The organism is Ruegeria sp. N7 (genome assembly GCF_056531345.1).
Map to the genome: position 1 here is coordinate 22,185 of NZ_JBQFLR010000027.1, position 9,973 is coordinate 32,157.

Genomic DNA, 9,973 nt, shown 5'->3' on the forward strand with positions numbered 1-9,973 from the left:
GCCAGATCTTAGGGCTGCGACATCTTGGGCGTCAGGCGTGATAGGAGAGATACGGGATCAAAACCCGCCATTGCGGTCAAACCGGACATTGATCGAGGCTTTCCATCAATGCGATGCGGTCAATTAGAGGAGAGTTTCGCTGCAGGTGCTAGATGCTAACTAGCGCGGAACGCAAAGAACGCAGACAGAGTCGCTGCCTGTTTTCATCTAGGCCAATAGTAGCCATTAACTTGCTTTACTTCTATCCACCCTCGGTACTTGAAGACTTTGGCTAACCGGTGCACTTGACATCAAACTCAGCAGCGCGCTTGTTGTCTTTTTTGAAGAACTTCACCTGACCACTTGCGCCTTTGAACACGCCAGTGCCACCGACAACTGCCAATTGGGTTTCGAAGTGGGGCACGGTGTCGGGACTGCTCGGGGCTGGGTACGAGCCAGAATAGATTAGCTGGTTGCCGTCGATTGTTAGGTAAGCGTTAACGATAAGCTGGGTTTTGCCCTCACTTGCGCCAGGCGCTATCAGCGTCGTGACATTCTGCATACCAACAACCTGACCATCTTCACCGAAAACCGTGACGTGCCCAACTGCAACATCCCCGATTTTGTCGCCACCAGACGTGATCTTCAGGTCTTCTAAGTAGACAGTAAATTGACCGCATTCTAGAGCGCTGTCAGCTGAAACAGGAAGGGCATAGGTGAGAATAAGCATGGCGGCAAGAAAACGCATTTTGACACTCCTATGTAGAACAAAAAAGGGCTGGCGAACTATTTCGACAAGCCTTGCGAAAGCGTAGGATTGAAACAAGCCAGCATAGATGTTCGCTCATTGTTTTCTAAGCTCGATCGTCAACAACCAGATTTCAAAGGCGTATTTTCCCCCTCCTTCCTTGATGGTCGCTTCAAAGCGATCATAAAACTGATCCAGAAGAGGTTCGGTCTTCTGCTCAGTGTCACTGCGTAACAAGGATTGCCTGAACGTGGACTCGGTGAAGGAGCGAACAAAGCCTTTATAGCTTGCTGCGTACTCTTGGGGCGCATTGATCTGATCTGCAAAGATATCATCCGGTTTTTGCTGAGCCGGAGCTACCTCAGCTCTTTCGATCAAAAATCCATCTGCCAATTCCTTGTTACGTTGAAATGGCTCTAGTGCCTCTTCCCTGGACATAAACCAGATTGGCATTACGAAGTCCCGCAGCGCGTGCTCAGATATTAACCCGTCTTTCACCATCGTTTCGGCAACGTCGTACATCGCGCGATAGGTGTGCCGGCCAGAACTACAAACGCCATTAACCTCGCTCGCATCCGGGATGGAGCCCAGTGTTGAGACCATAAGCCTGCCGCCACTTCGCAATTCACTATGTCGGAAAGTTAGGAAACTTTCCCAGTCTCGTTGCGCTTGTCTTTTGAGCTCCAGGCGAGCTTCTCCCTGCAAATCTGCGAACCACAGCGTGCCCTTTGAAGAGACCAGGGGCTGTGTGCTGAGCCAATGGCTCGCCCCAAACGAAGTCCCGACGTCAATGGTAGCGGTCGGTGCAGCCATTGAGAAAAAGCTACCTACGCTTGCAACAGGGCGAATACTGGAAGAGAGATTGGTGTAACCGTCTTGGCCAGCAGCAAAATCGAATAGGGTATTCCAATCGTTTTCCGCCTGATCGACATGGTGAACAAAGATGGAGCGACTTGGGTAGCGGTCAGCAAAAGACTTTACAGCAGGCTTGACCGACAAGATCGCGTTAGATCCTGTGCCACAGCCATAGTCAGCGATGTGTATTTCGTCTGATGAGGCCAGAACCTTGTCGGCCATTTCCCGAACATCGTCTGCGCGAGATTGAATTGAGTGCTTCTGCGGGAGGGAATTCCCTGCATAGTCAATCATTCCCTCAGTTGGGCTGCTCCTATCGTTCATTCGATCCTCCCACGTGCAGTTGGGTTGGCAGCTAGAGCTTACAGTTTACATTGTTTGTTGCTCAAAATCGATGAATTGCCTGACACAAAGCAGGTAGCATGTAGCCAACCGAAAAGCCGCGATCGCAGACCATCCGACGGCCACTTGATGCGAACAGAAATCGCTCAAGTTGGCCTTTGATCCGCAACCGGCTTGCGGGACATATTGGCAAACGCTACGTTGACCTGAGGCCGTTCCGAGGCGGCCCCCTGGTCCGCGGAAAGCTGTCATCGGCACCTCGCACAGAATGTGTGAAAACCACATCGGTTTCTCAGCCCGGATTAGCGGACCGACGGGCAGTGGAGGGAAGACCGATGACCAAATCACTCGATCAACTGCGCCGTGATGCCAAGGCTTTAGGCAAGGCTCTGACAGAAGGCGACAAAGGCGCCATGTTGCGTGTCCACGGCATTGTCGCAACCCCCGCAATCGGGGCCTACAAACACGCGGATTGTCTGCATGTCATAGCGCGCGAGACTGGATACGCTTCGTGGCCAGCATTGAAACTTGCCGTTGAAACGCAAGGTATGGATCGCGCGCAGAAACAGGGGCGGCTGCGTTGGGCGCTTTACAATGGTTCACACGAGACAGTCGTACATCTGCTCGCGGATGAACCAGACCTCGCAGACGGTCAGGTACCTCTTCTCGTCGCGCTGTATGACGTAGCAGCGATGCACAAGATCCTGGCGCAAGATGCGAATGCCGCGTCGCGCGAATACCCTCCGCGGCGACCAATGTGCCACCTGGCGTTTTCGCAATACATCAAGACAGCGCCTGAGAAAGAACCCGAGATGCTCGCCATGGCGGAATTGCTTGTCGAACACGGCGCTGACGTAAATGACAGTTTTGCATTCGACTCCGAGACAGACCAACGCTTGTCCGCTCTCTATGGCGCCATCAGTCATGCAGACAACATACCTTTGGCCAGGTGGCTGTTGGAGCATGGGGCAAATCCCGACGACAATGAATCCCTCCACCATTCCACTGAACTGGGCCATACCAAAAGTCTTCGTTTGTTGTTGGAACATGGGGCAAATCCGAAAGGAACAAATGCGTTGCCGAGGGCGATTGACTTCAACAGCACCGATGCAGTCCGGCTGTTGCTGGAACACGGCGCTGATCCCAATGAAGGCATCAATCCTCGTCCGTCGGGTGAACCTTCCTTGGTGATCCCCGCCTTGCATCAGGCAGCCCGGCGTTTGGCTTCGGGCGAAATCGCTCGGCTTTTGTTGGAGCACGGCGCGAACCCAAGTGCTGTTAGCCGCGGCCATTCTCCCTATGCCTTTGCCCGCATCTTCGGAAACACGGATGTCGCGTCAGTTCTGGAGCGCGCAGGTGCATCCACGCAGTTGACGTTGACCGAAGAGCAACTCGCACGGGCAGCGGACGCAGCGTCAAAGGACGACGACCAGATCGACATGAGTGCCCTGTCGCAAGAGATGAGGTTTCTTCTTTGCCGCCTCGTCTGGCGTGAAGGAACCCTGCCTCACATGCATCGACTGGTCGAAATTGGCTTTGACCCAAATCTGCCGGACGAAATGGGAATGCCGCCCCTGCACCTTGCCGGTTGGGAAGGAATGCCCGACGTCATGTCGTATTTCCTGAACCAAAACCCGGACCTGAACCACACAAATGCCTACGGAGGGACACTGCTGTCAACGATTGTTCACGGGTCAGAAAACTGCCCACAAAGGGCGCATCGCCATCACATTGAATGCGCGCGTCTGGCGCTGGAGACCGGTGTGGCGCTTCCGCGAAAGGCCTCGCAATTTGCAACCGTTCCCGAGATGTCCGCCTTTCTTGCTGACTGGGCGGAAGCGCATCCCCTGCAAGTCTCGGAACACGGAGTCGTCTAAGGTTCGAAGTGCTTGCGCCAGACGTATAGGCTGCCGTAGCCAGATTTTTTAACGGCTGACCTTCATCGGCAGGATCGGCCCCCAGGGCGTTTGCCGCGCTTCACCAAAGGCAGAGAATCCCGCCTTGTGATAGGCCGCGATCGCACGCGCATTGTCCGGGTGCGGATCTGTTGCGACAACCGGGGCTCCTGCGGAAAACACCCGTTTAAGATGCTCAGAGATAAAGCCCGGGCCGTGCCCGCGCCCGATCATATCTGGCTCACCAATGAACTGGTCGATGCCCCGAGATCCCGGCGGAAGGGAATAGAAATGGTGATCCTCCCAACCGTGAACAGTGTAATCCTGGATATATGCAAACGGGCGTTCCGCAAGCGAAACGATCCATCGTCGGACTCGCGCGTCTTCCAGTTCGTTGTTCGTGCTTGGCTCATTGGAATCCCACCATTCGCGAACATGTGGGTGCGATTGCCATTCTGAGATCATCGCAAGATCAGCCGACGTCGCCTTGCGAAACGCATATCGGTTAGGGGTAAGCATGGCTAAAGGTAGCAAACAGGGGACATATGTATAAGACCATCTGCTAATCTCTGGCGACGTGGCACTATGCCTTAAGAACCAAGGGTTTGTTTTGGCGCTACCCCGGCTCCCGACTGCAGCTAAGTGACCCGATAACTCGAGCTGCAATGGCGGCCCATAAGAGACATTCGTTGCCCGCCTCCGATGCTGCGGTCGCAGCCCGTACTGCCGCCGTTCGCTGCGGGTGCAAAGTCGAGAGCTTGATGGGTTAGAAGCGGACCACTGGTCTAAGCTGCACCGCATATGCTCAGAACGAATTCAACGCGTTGTTGCACTGATACCCTTGGCAGCTCCCTTCTCAAGTAGCCAAGGGTATCTAGTGCGCACAAAATACGGTGATACTCCTGAACTGCTGCGCAGAAGTCGTGTCTGCGCTCACCATCCTGCGTGAAAAGCTCTTTCCATGGCGGAGCCACAAAAACTTGCTTCGCATATTGCCGAGTTTTTCCGAGTGTTTCTGATAAGTCCTGTCCGCCGGAACTCGCTAAAGCAACAGCTGCATCGACCAACCCGCGATCAAAAAAGACAGAACCTTCTAACTCACGCGCTGCGTGCAAGTCGCTCAATGCAACCTCAATGGCACGCAATGCGAATGCGTGCATGTTGACCCACGGCAAAGCGTGACCCGATCGGGCCAATTCATCCGCAACAATCCGTCGACCGGGCTCTGTCACCGTGGCGTGTCCGCGCTCGCCGAGGGCCTGAAGTAACGTTGACTTCCCGCCACCAGAACAGCCTGTCAGCAAAATCAACTTTTGTCTCATCTCTGTTTCCGAAAACCAATTCTGCTTCGCGCTAACGTTCGTTTTGAGGGAGTCCGTCTGCGATCTCGTAATAGTCCCCTTTCTCGGACACGAAGATATGCATCGCGAGGGACGTATGCGTTGGACCATCGAATACGCCCATGGCGACAGCCGTCCAGTCATGGTGGATCGGATCCCAGAACAGTGTTGATCCACAGGTGCCGCAAAAGCCCCGTCGCGCCTTTTCAGAAGACTGGTACCAGCGCACTACATCCTCGCCTTCGATCCGAAGTGCTGTACGGGGAATATCTATGGAGGCCTCAAAATGACCGGAATGCTTGCGACATTGCTGGCAGTGGCACGCGGTGGGGCGTGGCAGGTCACTTTCGACGACGATCTTTACGGCGCCACAAAGGCAAGATCCTCTATGCATGGCCGACCTCCTCTGCTTTTGGCATACGGTTTCGGCGCCGCATGTTCAGTGCTTGAATGAGAGCTTTCGCCTCGACTGGCGGCTCCTGTTCGACGCGTCGGTAGTCGGTACCATCGTTTTGACGCGTCAGAAGCCCGGCAGAAATCATTGTGCGCCGCAGGGTTGCTGGATCTTCGAACGCGTGTTCGAGAATCAGACGCTCGTTGACTTCCTGCTCCATCATCGACTGTGCCGGCGGAAGTCTTGCCCAGAGCGCCCAAAGAGCAAGCGTTTGCACGTTGCGTCTGGACGGCCAGCGAAGGAGACGACCATTGGCATCGAATTGATACAAGGCGCGCTCTACGGTTCTCGCATCAACAGTTTGCCCGTTGGTTGCGCGCGCAAGCCTTTGACCAGCGGCATGGACCGAGCGCATGTGTTGGACGTTTTGAAAACCTGCGGCACGCGCAGCCATATTCATGAGCACGAGGTGCGGCGGGCTTGCGTCACCGAGTTGCTTGGCGAGGGATCGCACAAACACGGTCAAGTCGTCCGCGTGTAACGGCAGAGAGATTTTAGGCATGGGGCTTCCACATCAAGCGCCATTGCTGGATCGTCGGTCGCTGGCTTAACGAAGCGGCGCTCTCAACTGTGTTAGTGAATGCTTTGCCGTTCGATCTGTTTGGCAGGTTTAGCTCTCCCGGAGGAGCAGCGACGCCTCGGTTTCTGCCGACCGTGCAAAGTAGATAGCAAATGATGCGACCGAGGCCAAGGCCATCGTTGTATTGCCCGCCCAACCAGACAGTTTCCTTCATCCGTCTCTTCTTGGTTCGCTCTGATCGCTGGAGAATAACGCGATCTTGTTGCCTTGAGGATCGCGCAGGTAGCCGACAAAAAAGTTCGGTCCGTAGGCCTCTCTGAAGCCCGGCGCTCCATCGTCTCTTCCACCCGCCTCAAGTGCAGCGGCATGAAGATCACGAACCTGTTGTTGGCTGCGCGCCTCGAACGCGACCATCGTGCCATTTCCTGTTGATGCGGGCTTCCCGTCAAAAGGAGATTTGACATAGAACTCAGGGAGGTTTGGCGCCTGCCCCGGCTTTGTAGGAAGCGCATAGCTCAGGTCACCGTGATAGTGTTCCAGCTGATATCCGAGATCTGGCAGAAACGCGGAGTAGAAGCGTTCAGCGCTCTTCATGTCATCGGCACCTATTGTGATGTAGGCAATCATAGTTAAGCATCCTTGTGATTTGTTCCCATTCGTCGCTTGACGCGTTTAGTCGCGGCGGTTCGCGCATTTGATCATATAAACCAGTATCGCCGCGCATGTTCGGCCTTAGCCTCTTCGATAGTCATGCGATTTCTACCAAGCGGATCAATTGATGGAAAATCATTGGGTCGTGCTGAAGCGGGCAGAGTGCCGATGGCAAGAACGGCCGCACCGCCGGCAAACGCCGCAGAAAGGCCAAACATGGCACCCCAGGATATGCCAGCGACGATCCCGGCCAAAACCGCTCCATACGCGCCTACCCCGTCCAGCAAAGTGAACGCGAAACCCAGCGTCGTACTTTCGTTGCGATCCGAGTGATCAACTGTAGCTGCCAGCATTGTCGCTCGAACTGCGTCCAGCGAAGCGACCCCAAAGGCCATCAGGGCTATCATGATCCAGAACGGAGGCTCGAACACCAGTACACCGATAGCCAAGGCAGCAAAGCCGTTTCCAGTTGCGAGGATCGAGAAGCGGTTGAGCTTGTCAGAAATTGATCCGACCAACGGTTGGGCGAGCGCCCCGGACACAAGCATAGCTGCGAAGATGCCCCCTATCATACTGGGTGCAAGTGCGTGAACCGTCGCCAAGTAGAGTGGGATCATGCTTAGCAGAGCGATCAATGCCATATTGTAGAGCGAGACCATGGCAACGAGGCGGATCCCCTTTCGACTGCGCCACGTCTTCAGAAGCAGTAAGAGCTCCTTGCGATTGATACGCAAAGTTTCGGAGGCAGGAACCGCCCGTGCGACCCACAAAAAGCACACGCCAACCAAAGCGGTTGGAAGCACGGAAAGCGCCAAAGCAACGGGCCAATCGAGGGCCGACAGAAGCAACCCGATCGACAGTGGCGCGAAGACCTCCGCAAAGGATCCTCCAACGGCATGCACTCCCAAGGCGCGGGCGCGTGTCGCCTTGTTGGTGCTCGTCAATATTCCAGTTGCGATCGGATGCCAGGCCGCGTTGCCCATACCAGCGAGCGCCAGAAGGATAGCAAGGCTCCAAAATCCTGGCGCCGCTGCTGCGAGAACATATCCCACGACGACCCAGAGAAAGGTGCCGACAAGAAGACGACCGCGGTTCGAAACCCAATCTGCGATGAGGCCTGCTGGCAGGTAGGCCAAAGCGCCGCCAATGCTGAACAGCGTAAACAGTAGACCGACCTCAGCGGGGGAAAAGCCCATGTGTAGACCAGCAGCCGGCACGATCAACCATAGCGCTGCAATTGGCCAGTCGATGGCGAAGTGTCCCGCGGCGAACCAGGCCATTAGGGATCGTTCTGTCATGGTGGCTAACCCATCGAGTGCAAAACATCGGGCACGGTGCCCGACTGATTGGCGATTGATAGCGAAGGATGGTATGTCTGTCTGTCGACAGGGAGACGACTGTTATCGAGGATTCGTCAATGAAGTACAGCACGCCGACTACATCTGATCGACCCCGCTATCTCGGGGAAACGATTGAGCCAGCGTCAGGCGAAAGCTACGACTGGCATTCCCACGATTTTGGTCAACTGATCTCGGCAGCCTCGGGGTCGATGTATGTCGGAACCCCGGACCGGGTCCTGCTGCTCAGTCCGGCCATGGCGATCTGGATTCCTCCAGATAAAGAACACTGGATGCGCTATGGGGCGAACAACGTCATGCACTATGTCGATGTCAATCGCGAAGAGGCAGAGTGGCTTGGACCTGATTGCCGGGTCGTTGCCATAACACCGCTTCTGGACGCATTGTTTGTTGCGGTGATGCCTGAAGCAACAGGCACGCGAACAGTCAAGCACAACACAGCGCTGCATGCGTTGCTTCGACAGGAGATTCTCGCCGCAAAGGACGTGCCGCTTACTCTTGCATTGCCAAAAGATACGCGGATTCTCGACGTCGCGCGTGGTGCGCTCGACGACCCTGGTAGCGTTCGCTCGGTCGAAGCCTGGTTGTCGGATGTACCAGCGAGCAGAAAGACCATCGAACGACTGTTCATCGCCGAAACAGGCATGCCGCCTTCGAAATGGTTGCGCCATGCACGGGTCTTGCATGCCGTATCGCTGCTCGCGGCGGGTAAGAGCGTAACCTCGGTTGCCTTCGACATGGGATACGAATCTATGAGCGCGTTCAGCTACATGTTTCGACAAACTCTGGGCGTCAGTCCGAGAGAGTTTTTAAGGAACCGGTAGGTTGTACCAAAAGGGTCAGATGCTTGCTACGGTCCTAACCAGTCGTTGACTACCACACTCGGCCGCTGCGGTCGCAGCCCGCTTTCCCGACATTCGCCGCGAGTGCGAAATCGATGGCCAGCTGAACCCACAGCCGGCACATCAAAGCCGTCATTCGCCCGTGAGTTTTGTCATCGCGAACTTTGCAATCCTCTCAACTGTTCCATTCGAAAACTAGCCAGAAGAAAATTCGCCAAAAAGTTCTGCGCAGGAATTTGACTATCGATGAAATCCTTAACCTTACAATGCCCATTGCCTTTGTGCCTGCAGTCCTAACGGTTGATCCCGTCGGCCCGCGTAAGCACGCTGTAAAGCGGATAGCGTATTCGACAAAATGTCGCTCGGGTTGTTCGTTTTCGTAAGGTCGCGTGACGAGACTGCATCTGGAATAACACGCCGCTTGCAAACTGCAGACGGCGTGCTCTCCCTGAACGACTAGGTATTCGCGTTTCAATAGCCTACGGTAAAGGCGGCGCGTAAAAACTTGGCCGATTGAGCCTCATCGACAATTGCCACAGCAAAATCTTCCATGGAAATTTTTGAGTTACCGGCGTCATCGACAATCAGGTTATCTGTGTCGGTTCTGAAGACACCTAGGCGCTCACCGGGCTGCAATAATGCGGATGGGCTGGCATAGGTCCAGTTTGCCGAGGCATCGGATGAACAGAGTTCCCACTGTGCCATGGATGCACGCGCGGTTGGAACAATGCTCTCGGGCAGAAAGTCGGGATCTGTCAAGACGGTGTGTGGGCTACCATCGGGTAGATGCAGACGCGCGGCACCGCCGACAATGATCACCCGAAGATCTGCAAGGGATGCGGCGTCCAAAATGGAACGGGTCAGAGCAACGACTTCGCCCTCACGCCCGGCTGGTGCGCGCACAGCGCTTACGGCCAGATCCTGACCAGCCATGGCCGCGGCCAAAGCCGCAGGGTCCGCAACATTCGCAACAATCGGCTTGGCGCCTT

At 55.3% G+C, this 9,973-nt stretch carries 11 protein-coding genes; 2 read left to right on the plus strand and 9 right to left on the minus strand.

Annotation, left to right across the window (positions count from 1 at the left end; genetic code table 11):
• Positions 1 to 271: 271 nt before the first annotated feature.
• Positions 272 to 727 carry a hypothetical protein gene (locus tag ACR0ES_RS19200; protein ID WP_480871517.1) on the minus strand — a complete coding sequence of 152 codons (456 nt, stop codon included), beginning with the start codon at positions 725 to 727 and terminating at the stop codon, positions 272 to 274.
• A gap of 96 nt (positions 728 to 823) precedes the next feature.
• Positions 824 to 1,906: a class I SAM-dependent methyltransferase gene (locus ACR0ES_RS19205; protein ID WP_480871518.1), complete on the minus strand. Its 1,083-nt coding sequence runs from the start codon at positions 1,904 to 1,906 to the stop codon at positions 824 to 826.
• Between the two features lie 353 nt (positions 1,907 to 2,259).
• Here ACR0ES_RS19205 and ACR0ES_RS19210 point away from each other — a divergent pair, with 353 nt between their 5' ends.
• The gene (locus tag ACR0ES_RS19210) at positions 2,260 to 3,801 is read left to right on the plus strand and encodes an ankyrin repeat domain-containing protein (RefSeq protein ID WP_480871519.1); all 1,542 of its coding nucleotides are present in this window, start codon (positions 2,260 to 2,262) and stop codon (positions 3,799 to 3,801) included.
• 48 nt (positions 3,802 to 3,849) lie between these two features.
• Here the strand turns inward: ACR0ES_RS19210 and ACR0ES_RS19215 are convergent, their stop codons facing one another.
• The 6 genes from ACR0ES_RS19215 to ACR0ES_RS19240 all read right to left on the minus strand — a co-directional run bounded on the left by ACR0ES_RS19215 (position 3,850) and on the right by ACR0ES_RS19240 (position 8,082).
• The gene (locus ACR0ES_RS19215; protein WP_480871521.1) at positions 3,850 to 4,338 is read right to left on the minus strand and encodes a GNAT family N-acetyltransferase; all 489 of its coding nucleotides are present in this window, start codon (positions 4,336 to 4,338) and stop codon (positions 3,850 to 3,852) included.
• A 266-nt stretch (positions 4,339 to 4,604) separates the two neighbouring features.
• Positions 4,605 to 5,141: an AAA family ATPase gene (locus tag ACR0ES_RS19220; protein WP_480871522.1), complete on the minus strand. Its 537-nt coding sequence runs from the start codon at positions 5,139 to 5,141 to the stop codon at positions 4,605 to 4,607.
• 31 nt (positions 5,142 to 5,172) lie between these two features.
• Entirely contained in the window at positions 5,173 to 5,553 is a 381-nt protein-coding gene (locus tag ACR0ES_RS19225; RefSeq protein ID WP_480871523.1) for a GFA family protein, read from the minus strand.
• Positions 5,546 to 6,115, minus strand: a complete 570-nt coding sequence (locus ACR0ES_RS19230; protein ID WP_480810085.1) for a DUF2087 domain-containing protein — start codon at positions 6,113 to 6,115, stop codon at positions 5,546 to 5,548. The genes ACR0ES_RS19225 and ACR0ES_RS19230 overlap by 8 nt, the downstream gene beginning before the upstream one ends.
• A gap of 228 nt (positions 6,116 to 6,343) precedes the next feature.
• A complete protein-coding gene (locus ACR0ES_RS19235) occupies positions 6,344 to 6,760 on the minus strand; it encodes a VOC family protein (protein ID WP_480871525.1) in 417 nt (138 codons plus the stop codon).
• 71 nt (positions 6,761 to 6,831) lie between these two features.
• Positions 6,832 to 8,082 carry an MFS transporter gene (locus ACR0ES_RS19240; RefSeq protein WP_480871526.1) on the minus strand — a complete coding sequence of 417 codons (1,251 nt, stop codon included), beginning with the start codon at positions 8,080 to 8,082 and terminating at the stop codon, positions 6,832 to 6,834.
• Between the two features lie 119 nt (positions 8,083 to 8,201).
• Here ACR0ES_RS19240 and ACR0ES_RS19245 point away from each other — a divergent pair, with 119 nt between their 5' ends.
• Complete coding sequence (locus tag ACR0ES_RS19245; RefSeq protein ID WP_480810081.1) at positions 8,202 to 8,966, plus strand: helix-turn-helix domain-containing protein; 765 nt, start codon at positions 8,202 to 8,204, stop codon at positions 8,964 to 8,966.
• A gap of 489 nt (positions 8,967 to 9,455) precedes the next feature.
• On the opposite strand, the gene ACR0ES_RS19250 is transcribed toward ACR0ES_RS19245, so the two are convergent.
• A partial coding sequence (locus ACR0ES_RS19250) for an NAD(P)-dependent oxidoreductase (protein ID WP_480871527.1) occupies positions 9,456 to 9,973 on the minus strand: 518 nt, incomplete at its 5' end.